This window comes from Coriobacteriaceae bacterium (assembly GCA_025992855.1).
In the GTDB taxonomy this organism is placed as follows: Bacteria; Actinomycetota; Coriobacteriia; order Coriobacteriales; family Coriobacteriaceae; genus Collinsella.
In genome coordinates this window covers 1,176,882-1,195,482 of sequence record DAJPGB010000001.1, presented here as the reverse complement: position 1 = coordinate 1,195,482, position 18,601 = coordinate 1,176,882, and the positions used below count along the sequence as shown (strand labels likewise).

Below are 18,601 nucleotides of genomic sequence, written 5' to 3'. Positions count from 1 at the left end.
GGCCGTGCGCCCCGGGACCACGGCAAAGCAAAGGGGCCCGCATCCGATAGGATACGGGCCCCTGACTATAAGGCGCGATGCGTTAACAGCAGCGACTACTTACGGTGCGCGCGATAGAACTCGATGAGCGCCTGAGTCGAAGCGTCCTGCTCGGCCTTGGCGGCGTCGTCGTGGAAGGCAGGGGTAATCTGCTTGGCAAGCTGCTTGCCCAGCTCGACGCCCCACTGGTCGTAGGAGTCGATGCCCCAGACCGTGCCCTCGACAAACGTGATGTGCTCGTACAGGGCAATGAGCTCGCCGAGCGCAAACGGGGTCAGCGTGTCGCCGAAGATCGAGGTCGTCGGGCGGTTGCCCTCAAAGCAGCGAGCCGGGACGATCTGCTCGGGCGTGCCCTCGGCACGAACCTCGTCGGCCGTCTTGCCAAAGGCGAGTGCCTTGGTCTGGGCCAGGAAGTTGCCCAGGAACAGCTCGTGGACATCCTGGCCGCTATCGGTTGCGGGGTTGGCAGTGTTGGCGAAAGCGATAAAGTCGGCCGGGACCACCACGGTGCCCTGGTGCAGCAGCTGGTAGAAGGCATGCTGGCCGTTGGTGCCGGGCTCGCCCCAGAAGATCTCACCGGTGTCGGAGGTCACGGCGCTGCCGTCCCAACGGACATGCTTGCCGTTGGACTCCATGGTGAGCTGCTGCAGGTAGGCCGGGAAGCGGTGCAGGTACTGGCAGTACGGCAGCACGGCGTGGCTCTTGGAACCGAAGAAGTTGACGTACCAGACGTTGAGCAGGCCCATCAGCGCGACGGCATTGTTCTCGAGCGGGGTGTTGCAGAAGTACTCGTCGATGGCGTGGAAGCCCTCGAGGAACTGCTGGAAGCGCTCGGGGCCGAGCACGACGATCAGCGACAGGCCCACGGCGGAGTCAACGGAATAGCGGCCGCCGACCCAGTTCCAGAAACCGAAGGCGTTGGCGGGGTCGATACCGAAGGCCTCAACCTTCTCGAGTGCGGTGGAGACGGCGACGAAGTGCTTTGCCACGGCCTCGGCGTTCTGCTCATCGGAGCCATCGATAGCCCCCTGAGCCTTGAGCTGCTCGAGCATCCAGGTCTTGACCTCGCGAGCGTTGGTGAGGGTCTCGAGCGTGGTGAAGGTCTTGGAGACGATGATCACGAGCGTGGTCTCGGGATCCAGACCCTTAAGCTTCTCGGCCTGGTCGTTGGGGTCGATGTTGGAGATGTAGCGGCAGTCGATACCGGCGTCGGCATAGGGACGCAGAGCCTCGTAGGCCATGACCGGGCCCAGATCGGAGCCACCGATGCCGATGGACACCAGGTGCTCGATCTTCTTGCCGGTAACGCCCTTCCACTCACCGGAGCGCACGCGCTCGGCGAAGGCATACATGCGATCGAGGACCTCGTGCACGTCGGCGACGACATCCTGACCGTCGACGATGAGCTGGCCCTTCTCGCTTGCCGGACGGCGAAGCGCAGTGTGCAGAACAGCGCGGTCCTCGGTGGTGTTGATGTGCTCGCCGGAGAACATGGCGTCACGGCGCTCCTCGAGCTTCACCTCGCGGGCAAGATCGCACAGCAGCTTGACGGTCTCATCGGTCACCAGGTTCTTGGACAGATCGAAGTGCAGGTCGCCGGCATCAAAGCTCAGCTTGTTCACGCGCTCCGCATCGGCAGCGAACCATGCCTTAAGGTCGATACCCTCGGCCTCGAGCTTCTCCTGATGGGCCTCGAGCGCCTTCCAAGCGGCGGTCGACGTAGCGTCGATAGGTGCGGCAACAGTTGCCATAGAGTCCTCCTCAGCATACGGGCGCACGCCTCCATGCGCCCGGACATTCAGATGCCACTATTCTAGCGCAGGTCAAGACTACAATCAGCGAGCGTTGCTAATCCGCCCCCAAACGGCAGCCGATCAAAAAGGGACAGGCTTATTTTGGCAGGTCAAACGCTTTACCAACCAAAAACCCGTCCTTTTATGGCAAATATTAGGCCGCGGCGCAGACGCTACCGAGCAACTCACGCAGAGGAGACCCGATGCCCTCCAGCAGTTCGGGCGCGATAATGGCAAAAACGGGAACCTCGCCGGTGCCCACGGCAGCAGGCACCTTGCCCTCCGAGACAATGCATCCATAAGGCACAAAGCCGTCTTCGCCGGCATCGAGCGCCGCCATGCGATGCGTGAGCTCGCGCGCAAAGCCAGCAGTATCGGCATCGCCAATCGCCAGGACAAAGTCCACGCCTTCGTCGGTCGCCAAGGCCACGGCTTCGTCGATCAGCTCGTCTCCCCCGTCGCCCTCAAACGAGCCGCAGTGGAAAAGCACACGCTCGAGTAGGGCTCGATCAAGCGAGCCGAGCGCCGCCGAGACGAGCTCATCGTGCGTATGTTTGTCACCGCCCAACACGACCAGCGCCTTGGTGCCACCGTAGTGAGCGACCAATCGTCCGCACCAGCGAGCCACGTCTCCATCCGCAACAAGGCGCGTCGGCATACCAAACCCATAATTGACCATCTTTTCCACAACCCTTCCGTGCGTATAGGCGGTATCAATCGTTAGGCTCATGCTACGAAGCGAGGTTTTCCGAGCTGTTTCGCGCTCTTTAGAGCTGCGTTAAAACCCAATCCAACCGCACGACCATACCTACCAAAACAAACCAGTCCCTTTTTGACAGGTTTTGACGATGTCCAGATGAGCGGGTATTATCGAACAGATATTCGATAAGAACATGTGTTTGATGAAAGGACACGGATGGCGCACGAGCAGCACACCTATATCTGCATCGACCTCAAGACGTTTTATGCCAGCGTCGAGTGCGTCGACCGTGGGCTCGATCCGCTCACCACCAACCTGGTCGTTGCCGACGAATCGCGCGGGCGCACGACCATCTGCCTCGCCATCACACAGGCTATGAAGGACTTAGGGATTCACAACCGCTGCCGCCTATTTGAGATTCCCGATGGCATCGACTACATCACGGCCGTACCGCGCATGCAGCATTACATGGAGGTGTCGGCGAAAATCTACGGTATCTATCTGGAATACGTCAGCCCCCAGGACGTGCACGTCTACTCCATCGATGAGTGCTTTATCGACGTGACGCCCTATCTGGACCTCTATCACACCGATGCGGAAGGGTTCGCCTGCACGCTGCGCGACGAGGTCCTCGCGCGCACCGGCATCACGGCGACGGTCGGCACCGGCCCCAACCTATTCCAGGCCAAGGTAGCGCTCGACATTACCGCCAAGCACGTACCCAGCCGCATCGGCATACTCGACGACGAGACCTTTCGCAAGGAGATCTGGCCCCATCGTCCCATCACCGATATCTGGGGCATCGGTCCCGGCGTGGCAGCCCGCCTCGAGAAATACGGCGTCTACGATCTGATGGGCGTCGCGGCGCTCGACGAAAACCTGCTTTACGACGAGCTCGGCGTCAATGCCGAATATCTCATCGACCATGCCTTCGGGCGCGAGCCGACAACCATCGCCGATATCCAAGCCTATCGCCCGCAAGCAACTTCGACCACCACAGGACAGGTGCTCTCGAAGGGTTATGCCTACGAACAGGCCTATACCGTCTTGCGCGAGATGGTCGACAACGCCGTTTTAGACTTGGTCGATAAGCACGTGGTCTGCGACAGCATCTCGCTCTTTGTGGGCTACGCGAGCGAACGCGCCGACATACGCCGCCTCGACGCCAGCGGTACAGCGCAGTATGTGGACGGATGCGGGCACCTGCGCTCGAGCACATCGAGTATCGAACCCACCGCAACCGCCGGCCCCGAGCTCGCGCCCCGTGCGCCCAAGCCCGTCCAGCGCGATGACGAACGGCGTCGCCTGGTGCGCGAAGCGCAGGCAATCGATGGCATCTTTGTGGGAGAGCATGGCGGCAAACCGCGCGGTGGCTATGCCGCACTCTTTGCGCACTCCAACGCCTCGCGAAAGCTGCCCGAGCGTACCAATTCGTTCAAGAAGATCATGGGCTATTTCGATGAGCTCTGGGCGCAGACTGTCGATCCCAAACGACCGGTCAAGCGCATCAATCTGGGATTTGGCAACCTCATGCCCGAGGAATTTGCCACCATCGATCTGTTCAGCGATATCGAGGCCGATGAGCGCGAGCGCGACCTGGCACGCGCCGTGCTGGCCGTGAAAGGCAAATACGGCAAGAACGCGCTGGTTAAGGGGCTGAGCTTTACCGCCGGCGCCACCGCGCGCGAACGCAACGATCAGGTAGGAGGACATCGTGCCTAAGTCCCAACAACAGCCGATGCGGCCACCGACACCTTTTGAACGCCTAGCGGACCCCGAGGGAAGACGTCGCTCCGCCGACCCCAGGCTCACCGCCAACGGCACCGTCCGTGCCGGCCGTGCCGCGCAGTTTATGCCCTTTGCCGCCCTCACGGGATACTACGAGCTCGTGCGTAAACAAGAGATCACCGCCGAGCCAAAATGCGAACTCACAGAAGAAAAAGCCCTCGAACTTTCGAAAAAGCTCGAGGGCCTCAAGCGCGGCGACTTGGTTCGTGTCACCTATTACGATACATACGGCTATCGCAGCCGCACCGGCATCCTCGACGAGGCGCTCCCTGCTTTCAAACTCCTCAAGCTCAAAGATATCGCCATCGACTTCGACGACATCCAGGACATCGAGCTACGCGGACGAGCCTAGACAAGGACGCGCATCCAAGGCAAGGCCTACAGCGTCATGACGTAGTAACCCGCATCTCTCACGGCAGCCTCAAGGACACCGCGATCGATCGGCCGCTTGGAGCGCACGCGCGCTGTGTGGTCCGCATACGTCACCGTTGCCCACACGCCATCCAGCGCATTGAGGGCATTGGCTACGTTCTGAGCGCAGCCGTCACAGCTCATGCCGCCGATGAGTAGCTCATCGCTATAGGGATAGTGCGATGCATCGGTATCAACCACAACAACCTTTTTGGCCTTCTTACCGCTCGCGCCATCGCTGCAGCAGCTCTTTCCGTGTGTCGAAGCGACAATGCGACGCAGTCCAAAAAACATGCCGACGGCAATGACGGCCAACACGATGAGATTCGCAGGGTTGAGCAAGTCGCTCATGCGTTCCCCTTTCAAGTAGCACTATCTAGATACCCCCATGGGGTGTCCTCATCTTAACCCAAAATCGTGTCCGTTCGGTCAATTAGTTTCCCTCTTCAAACTTTTTTGTTGACCATGGCTTACTTTCGTGTATAAGTTTTCCTAGGCTAACAACTGAGGACCCGAAAGGAGCATCGTGACTCGAACCATTGACATCCCAACATACCAAACGGCTGTCGTGCGCAACTGCTCCCCTACGCTCGCAGGTATCAAGCCGGCATCGCTCTTTACCTATCCCGGCGTTTACGCCAACCAAAACGGAAAACCCGGCGCCGCCCATATCGAAGGGCGACGCTCTCGCCTGCTCGCCGTCATAGCCCAATGCAACCGCGAGCTCCAGCCACTCGGGATCCATATGAGCGTTTTAGTCTGGCGCCCCTGCGGAGCGCTCATCTATGTGTACCGCCCTGCGGACCTCATGCGATACCTCTCCGACCCCCGCGCCACGACGGCGCTTGCCGCCGAAGGTTACGATGTCCACAACCTGCCCGCATCACTGGTGCATCTCGCCGCGCGCATCACGCTGGCAAGCAGAAATGCCGCAGAAAGCGCCTATGACGGCAGCGTCTGCGCACTCGCGCGAAATAGGCACTGCGATACGGGGTGCATGTGCGAGTTCCCCCACGAAATTGGCTATTTTTTGGGCTATCCCTACGAAGATGTCCATCAGTTTATCGTCCAGCACGGCGAAAACTATAAGGTCTTTGGCGCATGGAAGGTATACACAAACGTTGAGCAGGCGCTCACGACCTTCGATTCCTATCGCGCATGCACGCAATACCTTACCTACATCTATCAACAGGGCTGCACCCTGGGACAACTTGTCCAGGCAACCCGATAGAGCATACAAAACGCGGCCGCACGCCGCACAACCGAAAGGAAAACACATGAGCAAGATCGCCGTCGTCTACTGGAGCGGCACGGGCAACACCGAGGCCATGGCAAACTTCGTTGCCGAGGGCGCAACCGGTGCCGGCGCCGAGGCAGAGGTCATCTCCTGCGCCGACTTCTCCGCAGACAAGGCCGCCAACTATGACGCCATTGCCTTCGGCTGCCCCGCCATGGGTTCCGAGGAGCTTGAGTATGACGAGTTCCAGCCTATGTGGGACGAGGTCAAGGAGACCCTCGGTGACAAGAAGGTCGTCCTCTTTGGCTCTTATTCGTGGGCCGAGGGCGAGTGGATGGACAACTGGAAGGCCGATGCCGATGAGGCAGGCGTCAACGTCGTCGATTCCGTCATTTGCTACGATGCGCCCGATGATGAGGGCGAGACCGCTTGCAAGGCCCTCGGAGCCGAGCTCGCGTAACGAACCCAGGGCCTCCAAAAGAGCCTGCATCAAAGCGCATCCTCATCCCTACAAAAGAGCGGGGGCTGGATTCAAGTCCAGCCCCCGCTCTTTTATAACGGCAGTTACATCAACCGGCTACGAGATATTGCCCAAGAACGCCTTAGTGCGCTCGCTCTTGGGGTGGTCGAAGACCTCGCTCGGCGTACCCTCTTCCACGATAACGCCGCCGTCCATAAAGACCACGCGGTCGGCGACATCGCGGGCAAAGCCCATCTCGTGCGTCACCACGATCATGGTCATACCGTCACGTGCCAGGTCGCGCATGACGCCAAGAACGTCGCGGACAAGCTCGGGGTCAAGCGCTGACGTGGCCTCGTCAAAGAGCATCACGTGCGGATTCATCGACAGGGCGCGGGCGATGGCCACGCGCTGCTGCTGGCCGCCCGAAAGCTGACTCGGCATAAAGTCGATGCGCTCGGCCAGGCCGACCTTGGTCAGCTCCTCGATGGCGATCTTCTCGGCCTCTTCTTTGCTGCGCTTGAGCACCTTTTGCTGCGCAAGCATGACGTTCTTTTTGACCGACAGGTGCGGGAACAGGTTGAACTGCTGAAACACCATGCCCAGGTGCGTGCGCACTTTGTTGAGGTCGACACCCTTGGCGCACACATCCACGCCCTCAACGACAATCGAGCCGCTCGTGGGATGCTCCAGACGATTGATGCAGCGAAGCATCGTCGACTTGCCCGAGCCCGAGGGGCCCAAGACCACAACGACCTCACCCTTGTGCACATCCAGATCGATGTCGCGCAGGACCACGTTATCGCCAAAGGCCTTCTGGAGGTTCTTAATGCTGACGACGACCTCGTTCGAGTTATTGGTTTCGCTCATGATAGGACCTCCTTACAGACCGGCGATGTGATCGGCAGGCGTCGCGACAACCTGTCCGGCGCTCTTGGCGGGACGCTTCTTCTTGGTCTCGGTCGTACCCAAAAGCCTCGCCTCAAGACCGCTCACCAAGCGAGCGAGCGGCAGGGTGATGACCAGATAGAACAGGGCGGCAACCACGTACGGTGTAATGGAGCCCGTCGTGGCCACGATGGTACGGGCGTTCATGACGATTTCGACCACACCCACGGCGGCAAGCAGCGACGTATCCTTGTAAAGCAAGATAAACTCGCTGGTCAGCGTAGGCAAAACATTGCGGAACGTCTGCGGAATCATAACGTAGAGCAGCGTCTGGAAGGCATTCATGCCCAGAGAGCGAGCAGCCTCGTTTTGGCCCTTGGGGATCGATTGAATACCGGCACGGAAGATCTCGCACAGGTACGCAGACGAGTTCATGGCCATGACGATAACGCCCAAAACATAGTCGTCCACCTTGACGCCGGCCAACGGCAGACCGAAGAACGCGATATAGATCTGCAGGAACGCCGGCGTACCGCGAATGATATTCACGTAGATGCCGGCGAGGCAGCGCAGGATGCGCGACTTGGAGATGCGCATAAGCGACAGGGCAAAGCCAAAGGGAATTGCCAGCGGAAACGCCACGAGCACGATCGAAAGCGACATAAGGAAGCCCTTGAAGACGATCGGCAGGCTCTGGACCAAAATGACCGGGTTCAGGAACAGGCGCAGGAACATATTGGAGTTCCACGCCTCGACCCACGGCTGCTCCTTAAGGTCGGCCAGGAAGTTATCGAAGGCCGTCACGCCCTTGATCTCCACCGACGGAATCTTGGAGATCTTCTTGGTCGAACCGTCGGCGAGCGTATAGGTGCCGCTAAAGGCCTCATCGCCGCCCTCGACGGGAAACGTCACACCGTAAACCTCGACGCGGAAATAGCCGCCGGCAGGCGCCGTCTCGCCAAAGTCAATCTTGAGCGTCTGGCCGTCAGCCTTGCACGTGGGCTTCATGGGCGTACGATCCATGAGGTCCTCGCCCGAGAGCATCGTCAATCGCGTGTCATCGGTACCAAACGTCGTGCCGTCGACAAACGTCAGCGAAAGACCGCTCAGCTCCTCGTCGGCATCGGCCTGAACTTCCCAAGTGATGCGCGTCTCGGTGCCGCCGACCACATCGCTACCCGAACCGGTATTGGGTCGGGCGGTGATCTTTGCGGTCTCAAGCGCCTGGGCGGTCGTGGGCACGCAGGCCCCCGCGCATACCAGGGCGAGCGCCACAGCCAGGGCACAGGCCAGCTTTTGGAGCATCGAGGGCAGTGGAAAACGCTGCTCCGCGGCCCCTTTGTTCAGTCGAGACAAGGTGGCTCCTATCGTAGAAGTTGCCGGCAAAACGAGACGGAAACGCTCTCCGTCAAGAGAAGCGCAAAGGCCCTTTCCGCCAAAACGGAAAGGGCCCGCGCGCAATCAAGTAGTTATTTTACTTGATATTGTACTTAGCCATGAGGGCGTCGACGGTACCGTCGTCGGTCAGGTCCTTGATAGCCTGGTTGATGTCGTCCTTGAGCTTGGTGTTGCCCTGGTTGATGGCGATGGCGTACTCCTCGCCGGTGCTGATCTGCTTGATGGTCTGGCAGGTGTTGAACTGCTCGGCGGTCAGCTGGCTGGCAACGGAGCGGTTGGTGACTACGGCGTCGCCCTTATCGGACTGCAGGGCGCTGAAGCACTCGGTGGCGTCCTTGTAGGGGACGATCTTGGCCTTGGGGAAGTTCTCCTGGGCAAAGGCCTCGGCGGTCGAGCCAGACTGGACGATGATGGTAGCGTCGGCGTTGTTGAGCTTCTCGCTGTAGTTGTCGGCCGTGATGTCGGTGTTATCGACCTTGGTCACGATAGCCTGATCGTCCATGTAGTAGGAATCAGAGAAAGTGACTTCCTTCTCACGCTCGGGCGTGTCGGTGATAGCCGCGATGGAAACGTCATACTTGGCGCCCGAAGCGACGCCCGGAACCAGCGTGTCAAAGTCATTGTTGACGTACTCGACATCCAGACCCAGCTTGTCACCGATAGCCTTGATGAGCTCAAGGTCAAAGCCCTGGTAGTCGCCGTTGTCATCCTTGTACTCAAACGGCGCGTACTCGGCAGAGGTGCCGACGGTCAGCGTGCCGTCCTTGACGAGCGCGTACTCCTTGGAGCCGTCGACCTTCTCGACCTTAGCGTCGTCAGAGCTGCTGGAACCGGCATCAGAACCAGAGGTGGCGTTGGACGAACCGCAGCCCGTCAGAGCAAGGGCGAGCGCCATAGCACCCGTGGCGGCAAATGCGCCAAGCTTCTTCAGCTTCATAATCAGTCTCCTTCCGGTGACCTCGTTTGATTCAGAGGTCTGCAAAAACTGTTGGCTATTATGCACCCGGGATTACGAATCTGCAATGAGAAAACTGATTGAAACAAACCCATAACGTGAATGGAATACTCTACTTTGTGACAGTCATTACTGCTGCAATGACCTTAATAGTCTAATTTCAGCTGCATAACCTGCAAGTTCGTTCGGAGTCTCCAAAATAAACGGCAGCGAACGCAAGTGGCCATTCGATACAATATTCTGCATAACCTGCATACCGCCACCAAATTCCTCGCTGCCAAGATATCCCTTGCCGATGCACTCGTGACGATCTTTATGGGCGCCACAAGGGTTCTTCGAATCGTTGATGTGTACGGCATGCAAGCGATCGATACCCACCACGCGGTCGAACTCGTCGAGTACGCCGTCCAGATCATGGATGATGTCGTAGCCGGCATCGCTCACATGGCAGGTGTCCAAACAAACGCCCAGCTTATCGGACAGCTCTGGGCACTTGGCGGCAACGCCCTCGATAATGCACGCCAGCTCCTCAAAGCTGCGGCCCACCTCGGTACCCTTGCCGGCCATGGTCTCGAGCAGCACCGTCGTCTGCTGGCCCTCAAACATCACCTGGCACAGGGTGTCGACAATCATCTGAATGCCGGCGTCGGAGCCCTGCCCCACATGCGCACCGGGATGGAAGTTGTAGTAGTTGCCGGGCAGCGCCTCCATGCGCCGCAGGTCCTCTGCCATGGCCTCCAGGGCAAACTCGCGCGCCCGCTCTTTGGCTGAGCAGGGGTTATAGGTATACGGGGCATGAGCCACGAGCTGGCCAAAGTCGTTTTGCTCCATAAGCTCGCGCAGGGCCGCCACGTCATCCATGTCAAGGTCTTTCGCCTTGCCGCCGCGCGGGTTGCGCGTAAAGAATGCAAAGGTATTGGCGCCAATGGACAACGCTGTCTCCCCCATTGCCCGATAGCCCTTCGTCGTCGAAAGATGGCACCCGATCGTCAGCATCTCCAGCTCCCTCCTCATCAGTTGCGGAAAAATACGGTCTATTGGTGCCTTATTTTGGCGCAAACAGACCGTATTCCACCGCAAGTTATAAAAGGGGCATCAAGAGCAAAGGCCTCCAGGCATTCCAAGCGCTGGCGCCATGCCCCCACGCCCTAAAGTTTCAAGCGAATCGCATCGATGATGTGCGCACAGCGCTGTGTGGCGGCTAGGCACATGATGGGGCTTTCGAGTTTCCCCGCCTGAATGAGCTGCGTCGCATGCGACGCCTCACCGTAAAAATCATCGACTTCAAATGGTGCATCGATTTCGAGTACTCGACCGTCGGAATACTTCACATGAGCGAGCTCGGGGCGATGGAGCCGCTCGATTTCCAACGAGCCCCGCTCACAGGCAATCGTTAAGCGGCTTTCATATGTTGCTTCGCCGTCGCACACCATATGAATGGGTATACCGCCGACGCTCATATGGATCTCGTCGGCCCAATCGACGCGACCGCCCGATACGTCACGCCAGCGAACTTCACGGGACGAAACCTCGCAAGCGCCCGCGAGCAAATCCTCAAACCAACCGACCGCATAGCAGCCCATGTCATATAGACAGCCGCCCTGCAACGGATCAAGCAGATAGCCCGAAGGAGACTCGCCGTAATCGAGCTTTTGCACGCTTTCAATCGAGACAATACGGCCAAGCTCACCCGACGCAAACAAGTCCTTCACGCGAGTGCGCATCGGGCAAAACCGATTCTTCATCGCCTCCATAAACAGCACGCCGCACTCGCGAGAGGTGGAGGCAATCGAGAGAGCCTCTTCCTCACTCAAAACGGCCGGCTTTTCGCACAGCACGGCCTTTCCGGCACGCAGCGCGCGACAGGCCCAACGCGTATGCATGCCATGCGGAAGAGCCAAGTAGATTGCGTCGACATCGGGGTCGGCAATCAGCGCATCATAAGCCGCATCGCCGCTATCGTCAGTCGTGGCATAGCTGTGCGCGGCATCAATCGAAAACGCCCCGCAAAACTCCTCAACATGCGAAGGGGCGCGACCGGCGGCAGCCACAAGCCGCGCCCCGTCCACCTCCTTGAGCGACGATGCAAATCGATGCGAAATGTGCCCAGCGCCCAAAACGCCCCAACGAACCTCGCGCAAATCATCACATGAATCCCGATGGCCCACGACAGCCCCCTTCAGTTGCGGTGGAATAGTTCCTGTTTAAGCCCCATTCTGCCGCAAACAGGAACTATTCCACCGCAAGTTATAAAAGGGTCATGAGGAGCGCGTTTTGCAAAAGGCTTTAAGCGCAGCCGTTACGGGGCCAGGCTGGAAACGTCGGCGCACATCGTCGAAACGCTCGGGAATATCGATATGCTGTGGGCAGTGGCGCGCGCATTTACCGCACTTGACGCAATTGCTCACCAGCTTGGCCTCGCTTGTGCGCACCGCGCTCGCCGTAAAGTACTGCGATAGACCCGTAAACCAGCTGTGCGCATAGCTCGCGTTGTAGGCGGCAAAGCAGCCGGGAATATTGATGCCCTTGGGACATGGCATGCAGTAGCCGCATCCCGTGCAGGGCACGCGATTCGATTTCTCAAACTCCGTCAGCACGTGCGCGATGGCATCGAGCTGAGTAGCTGTCATCGAATCCGGCAGAGCCCGATCGGCCAACACCGCGTTCTCATCCACCTGCGCGGTATCGGTCATACCCGAAAGCAGCATCGTCACCTGAGGATGGTTCCACACCCACGAAAGACCCCAGGCGGCAGGAGTGCGCAAATGCGGGTCACGGGCACTATCGAGCACAGCGCGAGCCCGTGGCGGCAGTTTGCCCGCTAAACGCCCGCCCAGTAGCGGCTCCATCACAAACACCGCGAGCCCGCGCTCGGCGGCGGCCATGAGCCCCGCCGTTCCCGCCTGATAGCGCTCTCCAGCGTAATTGTACTGGATCTGGCAAAAGTCCCACTCATACGCATCGAGCATCGTGAGGAAGTCCGCCGCGCTGCCGTGGTATGAAAAACCGATCTGGCGAATGCGCCCCGAAGCCTTTTGGCGCGCAATCCAGTCCTCGATGCCCAGTGCCACCACGCGCTCCCACTGCGCAGGCGAGGTGATGTTGTGCATAAGGTAATAGTCGATATGGTCGGTCTGCAGGCGACGCAGCTGCTCGTCGAAGAACCGATCGAAATCCTCCGCGCATTTGCACGAAGCATGTGGCAGCTTGGTCGCGAGCAAAACCTGGTCGCGTAGGCCTAGGCGCTCAAGCGAAGCGCCCACACAAGCCTCGTTGCCGGGATAGAGATAGGCCGTGTCCAGGTAGTTAATCCCCTGCTCCACCGCACGGGAGATGATGGCGTCGGCGGTCTTCGCATCCGGGCGTCCCGGCGCACCGGGAAACCTCATGCAGCCCAGCCCCAACGCCGAGATACGGTTGCCGCTTTTGGGGTCAACGCGATATTGCACGGCCCCTCCCTTCGCTATCAGCACCCCGGCAAGGCGAAACACAATGGTCACGCAGCCGAAACATCGTGGAATCGCAATCGAGAACGTATCGTAACGCAGCAGAAATCGAGCTGTCACGGCACCGCTTTAACATCAGCAAAAAGCCCGATGAAAGGAGACGAGCGTGACCACGCGTGAGGACGCCTACCCCTACCCCGGCGAGCAATACATCCTCTCGGTCGACCGCTATCAGATCGAGGTCATGGACCATCTGGACGAGCTTCCCGCCACAGGCGCGGTCATCTTCTGCACCTTCCCCAAGGTCCGCGATGGCGTCGGATACCCCGCACGCGTTTTCGCGGTCTGCCCCGCAGCGTAAGCTCCACGCATCCATTCATTTAAAAATCGCCACCCTGCATGCACAAGGTGCGCTGGCGGCATACAATCCATCAGGCGCCCCTTACGCGGGCCCCTTTTATATGGGGAGATAATTCACATGCAGATCAACAAGGTCACCTTTATCGGCAAGGGCGGCGTCGGGCTACTCTACGGCAGTATGATCGCCCAGGCACTCGGCAACGACGCCGTCAAATACGTTATGGACGACGCGCGCTTTGAGCGCCACGCGGGTGATGCGCTCACCGTCAACGGCAAGCCCTGCGCGCTCAAGTCCGTCCGCGCGAGCGAGGCGACGCCCGTCGACCTGGTCATCCTCACGGTCAAGACAACCGGGCTCGATGTGGCGCTCAAAACTCTGGAAAGCGTCGTGGGACCCGACACGCTGATCGCGTCGCTGTGCAACGGCATCACGAGCGAGCAGAAGATTGCCGAGCGCTTTGGCTGGGAGCACACCGTCCTTGGTATCTGCCAGGGCATGGACGCCGTATTCCTCAACGGGGAGCTCACCTATACCAATGCCGGCGAGATCCGCTTTGATGCGGCAGCGGGCACCGACCCCGCAACCGTTATCGCCATCGACGAGCTCTACACGCGTTGCGGCATCGCCCATACCGTCGAGCACGACATCGCACATCGCATGTGGGCCAAACTCATGCTCAACGACGGCATCAACCAGACCTGTATGGCCTACGGCGGCACCTACGGAAGCGCTACGGAGCAGGGCTCCGAGCAGCTCCGCAGTTTTGTCTCCGCCATGCGCGAGACGCTTGCAGTCGCCAATGCCGAGGGCATCGAGCTCACCGAGGCAGACCTAACGCAGATGGTGCGTCTCATAAAAGGGCTCGATCCCGCCGGCATGCCCTCGATGGCGCAAGACCGCATCGCTCAACGCAGAACCGAGGTCGAGGAATTTGCGGGTACCATCTGCCGCCTCGCGGCCAAGCACGGTATCCAGGTGCCGCAAAACGAATGGCTCTATTCGCGCATCCGCGAAATCGAGGCCAGCTGGTAACGCCGCCGCACCGCATCCAACAGTCTCAATAGCAAAAACCGCCGCAAAGGGCACTCCCCTTGCGGCGGCTTCCTTCTTCATCTATGGGCAAAACCAGCTTCACAACGGCTAGCGCCGCACCTGCGGCGTCTCGTCCTCGTCATCGCGGCAAAGGGTCACGCCCGCACTTCCCAGCAGCGCTGCTGCGATGAGCGCGCCGACCACAATAGGAGCAGCCCCGCACGAGCCCTGCATGCCTGCGACAAACGCAGCTGTAGGGCCAAGACAGCCAAGTACCAATGCGACGGCGGCGATAGCGATATCTCGAGCGTTCATGAGACCACTTCCTCCACGAGAAAGACCTTATTTCTCATGAACCAGTGTGCCCCGCATGCATACGCCCAGCGTACCGCCACGGTAAGGGCTCTGTTAACTCAAACGCACATAAAGAAAGGGCGGCTTTACGTTGCCTAAAAGCTCAGCAAAGACGCCCGCCCATCATGTGCCTATTTTGCTCTGATGGCAGATTACCAACCGGTATAGTAGTCGGTGGTTCCGGCAGCACAGCCGGAGTCATAGACCTTGCACTCGCCCTTGGAACCGGTAAACGTGGAGCCTTGGGCCTTATCGCCCGCGGCAACGACGTAGTAGCCGTCGGAATCGCGCCAAAAGCCCTCGGAATCCTGCGTCCATTCGCCCGTGCGGTGGTGATACAACACGTTGCTGCTGTAATAAGTCTCGCGGCGGCCGTTATAGTTATTGACGCCGCTCGAGCGCGTCAGACCCGAGCCGTTCGCGTAATACGCAGCAGACGTGTAAGACAAGCCGGAGCCGGCGTTGTAATACGAAGCCTGAACGGCCTCGGCGGCCTCGGCCTCGGCTGCGGCGGCCTCGAGCGCTTCGCGCTTGGCATTCTCAAGCGCAGTGCGCAGCTCATCGAGCTCGGTCGACTTCGTGTCGACCTCCCCCATCGTCAACAGACTACCCGCACCGTCGATACAACCCTGCAGCACAGCGCGCTCGTCATCGGTAGCATAGTCGCCATACATATTCATAATGATCTGAGCGCGCATCTCAAGGGAATCGCGCTTGGCCTCCATCGAGGCGTTCCACTCCTGCATGGAACCATAACCATCGCCGCGATAATCAACGGGCTGTACCAGCGTCGCCTCGGACGGCGTAGATCCAACCGTATCGGACAGTGTTGCCGCGTGGGCATCAGTTGCGCCGGCGCCTGTCAAAAGTGCCACGGTCAGAGCGGCGGAAAGGGCAGCGGCTTTCGGTTTTCGTGAATCGATCCTCATGTAGCTGGAAACCTCCGTAGTGCGTTTTTGCTGCGTTTGAGCTGCGTGTGATTCGATCGCGCTGCATAGTACCTCGAGCAAATCGCGACCTGCGGTTTTACTCAAAAGGCGCACGTCAATTGCGTAAAACTCACATCCTCTCAACAGGAGTTTTCCACAACTCAAATGCATAAAGCATGCCAAAAACCCTGTAATAGCGCCCTTCCTATGCAAAAAAGACGCCTGCGCAACCATTGCTTGCGCAGGCGTCTTGAGCAGGCATTTATGCAGTTATACCTATCGAGTCGCAAGGGGTCCTTGCACAAGTCGCCTTACTCGTCCAGCACGGCGAAGGCCTGCTTCAGATCCCAAATGATATCCTCGGCGTTCTCGGTACCGATGGAAAGACGGATCGTGGAGGGCGTGATGTTCTGCTCGGCGAGCTCCTCGGCAGAGAGCTGGGAGTGCGTGGTGGTAGCCGGGTGCACGACGAGCGACTTGACATCGGCCACGTTGGCGAGCAGCGAGAACACCTGCAGATGATCGATGAACTTCCAGGCAGCCTCCTGGCCACCCTTAATCTCAAAGGTGAAGATCGAAGCGCCGCCGTTGGGGAAGTACTTCTGATAGAGCTCGTGATCGGGGTGCTCAGGCAGGCTCGGGTGGTTCACCTTGGCGACATGGCTGTCGCCGGCAAGGAACTCAACGACCTTCTTGGTGTTCTCGACATGACGGTCAACGCGCAGCGACAGGGTCTCGGTGCCCTGGAGCAGGACCCAGGCGTTGAACGGGCTGATGCAGGCACCCTCGTCACGCAGCAGGATGGCGCGGACATAGGTTGCGAAGGCGGCGGGACCGGCAGCCTCGGCAAACGAGACGCCATGGTAGGAGGGGTTGGGCTCAGCGATCTGGGCGTACTTTCCGCTCGCCTTCCAATCGAAGTTACCGCCGTCGACGATCACACCGCCCAGCGAGGTGCCGTGGCCGCCGATGAACTTGGTTGCGGAGTGGACGACGATGTTGGCGCCATGCTCCAGCGGACGGAACAGATACGGGGTGCCGAAAGTGTTGTCGACGACAACCGGCAGACCGTGCTTCTTGGCGATCTCGGAGATGACGTCGATGTTGGGGATGTCAGAGTTGGGGTTGCCGAGCGTCTCGAGATAGATGACCGTGGTGTTGTCCTTGATGGCACCCTCAACCTCTTCCAGGTTATGAGCATCGACAAACGTGGTCTCGACGCCAAACTGGGAGAGCGTATGCTCGAGCAGGTTGTAGGAACCGCCGTAGATGGTCTTCTGAGCCACCACGTGGTCACCAGCCTGGGCAAGAGCCTGCAGGGTATAGGTGATGGCAGCGGCACCGGAGGCGACGGCAAGACCGGCCACGCCACCCTCGAGCGCGGCGATACGGTCCTCAAAGACGCCCTGGGTGGAGTTGGTCAGACGGCCGTAGATGTTACCGGCGTCGGCAAGACCAAAGCGATCGGCGGCGTGCTGGGAGTTGCGGAACACATAGCTCGTGGTCTGGTAGATAGGCACGGCGCGGGAGTCGGATGCGGGGTCGGCGCTCTCCTGGCCAACATGAAGCTGCAGGGTATCGAAACCAAAGGTGTGCTCGGGGTTGTTGATGAACTGGCTCATGATGATCTCCTTGATCGAACGAAAGTAAATAAATAAGAGAGAAGTAAGTCGCTGTCTCCTGATCACGCCGACGGGCGCAAACAGGAGCCCGGCATTCGTCTTGGTAAGCAGTTCATATGCGGTCCTCCTTTTGACATCCCGGTTCCGTGGTCGGCTTAATTACCTACCGCCTTTGTGTGTTTTGAATAGTACGAGCATTGTTTCACTCGGTCAATCACTTAAAAGCGCTAACCTGTTATCGGTTTTTTAGATAGCTATCGAAAGGACGGGCACCGATGACACTCCAGCAGCTTCGTTTTCTTATCGCCGTGGCAGAGTCCGGCTCAATCAACGCCGCAGCTCAGCGCCTCTATACCGCTCAGTCCAACATCTCAAACGCCGTCAAAAGCCTAGAACAAGAGCTCCATCTGGAGATCTTTACGCGCTCCAGCCGCGGCGTCACGCTCACCAACGACGGCACCGAGCTTTTGGGCTATGCGCGCCAGGTCGTAGAGCAGGCCGACATGCTCGAGGCACGCTACGAGGACGGTGGCACCCCGCAAGCCCGCCTCGCCATTTCCGCCCAGCACTACGCCTTTTCGGTCGAGGCCTTTGTCAACGTAGTCGAGCGCTGCCGCGACAGCAAGTTCGAGTTCATCATGCGCGAGACCACCACATCGCAGATCATCGATGACGTCCGTGCGTTTCGCAGCGATATCGGCATTCTGTATCTGGATGACTTTAACGCCCGCGTTCTGCAGAAGGCCTTCGCCGATGCCCGCGCAAGCTTCCATCCCCTCTTCGACGCGACGGTCCACGTCTTCGTTAGCGAGCGCCACCCGCTCGCACGCCGCCCTCAGCTGTCCCTTGCCGACCTTACACCCTATACGCGCTACAGCTTTGAGCAAGGCACCTCGAACTCCTTCTATTACGCCGAGGAACCTTTTAGCTATATCCCTTGCGACCGCAACATACGAATCTCGGACCGCGGAACACTTACTAACTTACTTATCACGTCGAACGGTTACACCCTGTCGACCGGTGTCCTCTCCAATGAAATGCAATGGGGTATGGCATCGATCCCGTTAGCAGACGCCCCAACGATGCACGTAGGCTATATCATGCACAATGAGCGCAAGCCCTCTTCCCTCTTGCAGCAATACCTCGACGAGCTCAACCGCATCATCCATGCCAACTAACCGTCGGAAG

The 18,601-nt window shown here is 59.2% G+C and carries 19 protein-coding genes; 7 read left to right on the top strand and 12 right to left on the bottom strand.

Annotated features, from left to right (window positions below; genetic code table 11):
* Nucleotides 1-95: 95 nt before the first annotated feature.
* Together pgi and OIL88_04980 are read right to left on the bottom strand one after the other, a co-directional pair.
* Entirely contained in the window at nt 96-1,790 is a 1,695-nt protein-coding gene (pgi, locus tag OIL88_04985; protein ID HJI71720.1) for a glucose-6-phosphate isomerase, read from the bottom strand.
* Nucleotides 1,791-1,986: 196 nt separating this feature from the next.
* Nucleotides 1,987-2,511, bottom strand: coding sequence for an iron-containing alcohol dehydrogenase (locus OIL88_04980; protein HJI71719.1), 525 nt, complete (start codon nt 2,509-2,511; stop codon nt 1,987-1,989).
* 237 nt (nt 2,512-2,748) lie between these two features.
* Here OIL88_04980 and OIL88_04975 point away from each other — a divergent pair, with 237 nt between their 5' ends.
* A complete protein-coding gene (locus OIL88_04975; GenBank protein HJI71718.1) occupies nt 2,749-4,254 on the top strand; it encodes a DNA repair protein in 1,506 nt (501 codons plus the stop codon).
* Nucleotides 4,247-4,672 carry a hypothetical protein gene (locus OIL88_04970; protein HJI71717.1) on the top strand — a complete coding sequence of 142 codons (426 nt, stop codon included), beginning with the start codon at nt 4,247-4,249 and terminating at the stop codon, nt 4,670-4,672. The genes OIL88_04975 and OIL88_04970 overlap by 8 nt, the downstream gene beginning before the upstream one ends.
* Before the next feature lie 26 nt (nt 4,673-4,698).
* Here OIL88_04970 and OIL88_04965 read toward each other — a convergent pair whose 3' ends face one another.
* A complete protein-coding gene (locus OIL88_04965) occupies nt 4,699-5,082 on the bottom strand; it encodes a heavy-metal-associated domain-containing protein (protein ID HJI71716.1) in 384 nt (127 codons plus the stop codon).
* Between the two features lie 175 nt (nt 5,083-5,257).
* On the opposite strand from OIL88_04965, the gene OIL88_04960 reads away from it, so the two are divergent.
* A complete protein-coding gene (locus OIL88_04960; protein ID HJI71715.1) occupies nt 5,258-5,962 on the top strand; it encodes a DUF3793 family protein in 705 nt (234 codons plus the stop codon).
* Nucleotides 5,963-6,008: 46 nt separating this feature from the next.
* On the top strand, nt 6,009-6,428 hold the full coding sequence (locus OIL88_04955; GenBank protein ID HJI71714.1) for a flavodoxin: 420 nt from the start codon (nt 6,009-6,011) through the stop codon (nt 6,426-6,428).
* A 117-nt stretch (nt 6,429-6,545) separates the two neighbouring features.
* On the opposite strand, the gene OIL88_04950 is transcribed toward OIL88_04955, so the two are convergent.
* From OIL88_04950 to OIL88_04925, 6 genes are all read right to left on the bottom strand, one after another.
* The gene (locus tag OIL88_04950) at nt 6,546-7,298 is read right to left on the bottom strand and encodes an amino acid ABC transporter ATP-binding protein (GenBank protein HJI71713.1); all 753 of its coding nucleotides are present in this window, start codon (nt 7,296-7,298) and stop codon (nt 6,546-6,548) included.
* A gap of 12 nt (nt 7,299-7,310) precedes the next feature.
* A complete protein-coding gene (locus OIL88_04945) occupies nt 7,311-8,672 on the bottom strand; it encodes an ABC transporter permease subunit (GenBank protein HJI71712.1) in 1,362 nt (453 codons plus the stop codon).
* A gap of 118 nt (nt 8,673-8,790) precedes the next feature.
* Nucleotides 8,791-9,651 (bottom strand): ABC transporter substrate-binding protein, encoded by an 861-nt coding sequence (locus tag OIL88_04940; GenBank protein HJI71711.1) that lies wholly within the window; start codon nt 9,649-9,651, stop codon nt 8,791-8,793.
* Nucleotides 9,652-9,798: 147 nt separating this feature from the next.
* Complete coding sequence (locus OIL88_04935; protein HJI71710.1) at nt 9,799-10,665, bottom strand: deoxyribonuclease IV; 867 nt, start codon at nt 10,663-10,665, stop codon at nt 9,799-9,801.
* Nucleotides 10,666-10,817: 152 nt separating this feature from the next.
* Nucleotides 10,818-11,837 (bottom strand): Gfo/Idh/MocA family oxidoreductase, encoded by a 1,020-nt coding sequence (locus OIL88_04930; GenBank protein HJI71709.1) that lies wholly within the window; start codon nt 11,835-11,837, stop codon nt 10,818-10,820.
* Between the two features lie 90 nt (nt 11,838-11,927).
* Nucleotides 11,928-13,118: an aldo/keto reductase gene (locus tag OIL88_04925; GenBank protein ID HJI71708.1), complete on the bottom strand. Its 1,191-nt coding sequence runs from the start codon at nt 13,116-13,118 to the stop codon at nt 11,928-11,930.
* Between the two features lie 163 nt (nt 13,119-13,281).
* Here OIL88_04925 and OIL88_04920 point away from each other — a divergent pair, with 163 nt between their 5' ends.
* Nucleotides 13,282-13,476, top strand: a complete 195-nt coding sequence (locus OIL88_04920) for a hypothetical protein (GenBank protein ID HJI71707.1) — start codon at nt 13,282-13,284, stop codon at nt 13,474-13,476.
* Nucleotides 13,477-13,593: 117 nt separating this feature from the next.
* Nucleotides 13,594-14,508: a 2-dehydropantoate 2-reductase gene (locus OIL88_04915; protein HJI71706.1), complete on the top strand. Its 915-nt coding sequence runs from the start codon at nt 13,594-13,596 to the stop codon at nt 14,506-14,508.
* A gap of 108 nt (nt 14,509-14,616) precedes the next feature.
* Here the strand turns inward: OIL88_04915 and OIL88_04910 are convergent, their stop codons facing one another.
* From OIL88_04910 to OIL88_04900, 3 genes are all read right to left on the bottom strand, one after another.
* A complete protein-coding gene (locus OIL88_04910; protein HJI71705.1) occupies nt 14,617-14,823 on the bottom strand; it encodes a hypothetical protein in 207 nt (68 codons plus the stop codon).
* 191 nt (nt 14,824-15,014) lie between these two features.
* The gene (locus tag OIL88_04905) at nt 15,015-15,791 is read right to left on the bottom strand and encodes a hypothetical protein (GenBank protein ID HJI71704.1); all 777 of its coding nucleotides are present in this window, start codon (nt 15,789-15,791) and stop codon (nt 15,015-15,017) included.
* Nucleotides 15,792-16,102: 311 nt separating this feature from the next.
* Nucleotides 16,103-17,413: an O-acetylhomoserine aminocarboxypropyltransferase/cysteine synthase gene (locus OIL88_04900; GenBank protein HJI71703.1), complete on the bottom strand. Its 1,311-nt coding sequence runs from the start codon at nt 17,411-17,413 to the stop codon at nt 16,103-16,105.
* 275 nt (nt 17,414-17,688) lie between these two features.
* Between OIL88_04900 and OIL88_04895 the strand changes: the two genes are divergently transcribed.
* Nucleotides 17,689-18,591, top strand: coding sequence for a LysR family transcriptional regulator (locus OIL88_04895; GenBank protein HJI71702.1), 903 nt, complete (start codon nt 17,689-17,691; stop codon nt 18,589-18,591).
* Nucleotides 18,592-18,601: the final 10 nt, after the last annotated feature.

Coding starts and splice junctions, on each gene's coding strand:
- OIL88_04910 (HJI71705.1), bottom strand. CDS start 14,823: ATGAACGCTCGAGATATCGCTATCGCCGCCGTCGCATTGGTACTTGGC.
- OIL88_04900 (HJI71703.1), bottom strand. CDS start 17,413: ATGAGCCAGTTCATCAACAACCCCGAGCACACCTTTGGTTTCGATACC.
- OIL88_04905 (HJI71704.1), bottom strand. CDS start 15,791: ATGAGGATCGATTCACGAAAACCGAAAGCCGCTGCCCTTTCCGCCGCT.
- OIL88_04980 (HJI71719.1), bottom strand. CDS start 2,511: ATGGTCAATTATGGGTTTGGTATGCCGACGCGCCTTGTTGCGGATGGA.
- OIL88_04935 (HJI71710.1), bottom strand. CDS start 10,665: ATGCTGACGATCGGGTGCCATCTTTCGACGACGAAGGGCTATCGGGCA.
- OIL88_04950 (HJI71713.1), bottom strand. CDS start 7,298: ATGAGCGAAACCAATAACTCGAACGAGGTCGTCGTCAGCATTAAGAAC.
- OIL88_04975 (HJI71718.1), top strand. CDS start 2,749: ATGGCGCACGAGCAGCACACCTATATCTGCATCGACCTCAAGACGTTT.
- OIL88_04955 (HJI71714.1), top strand. CDS start 6,009: ATGAGCAAGATCGCCGTCGTCTACTGGAGCGGCACGGGCAACACCGAG.
- OIL88_04895 (HJI71702.1), top strand. CDS start 17,689: ATGACACTCCAGCAGCTTCGTTTTCTTATCGCCGTGGCAGAGTCCGGC.
- OIL88_04940 (HJI71711.1), bottom strand. CDS start 9,651: ATGAAGCTGAAGAAGCTTGGCGCATTTGCCGCCACGGGTGCTATGGCG.
- pgi (HJI71720.1), bottom strand. CDS start 1,790: ATGGCAACTGTTGCCGCACCTATCGACGCTACGTCGACCGCCGCTTGG.
- OIL88_04965 (HJI71716.1), bottom strand. CDS start 5,082: ATGAGCGACTTGCTCAACCCTGCGAATCTCATCGTGTTGGCCGTCATT.
- OIL88_04915 (HJI71706.1), top strand. CDS start 13,594: ATGCAGATCAACAAGGTCACCTTTATCGGCAAGGGCGGCGTCGGGCTA.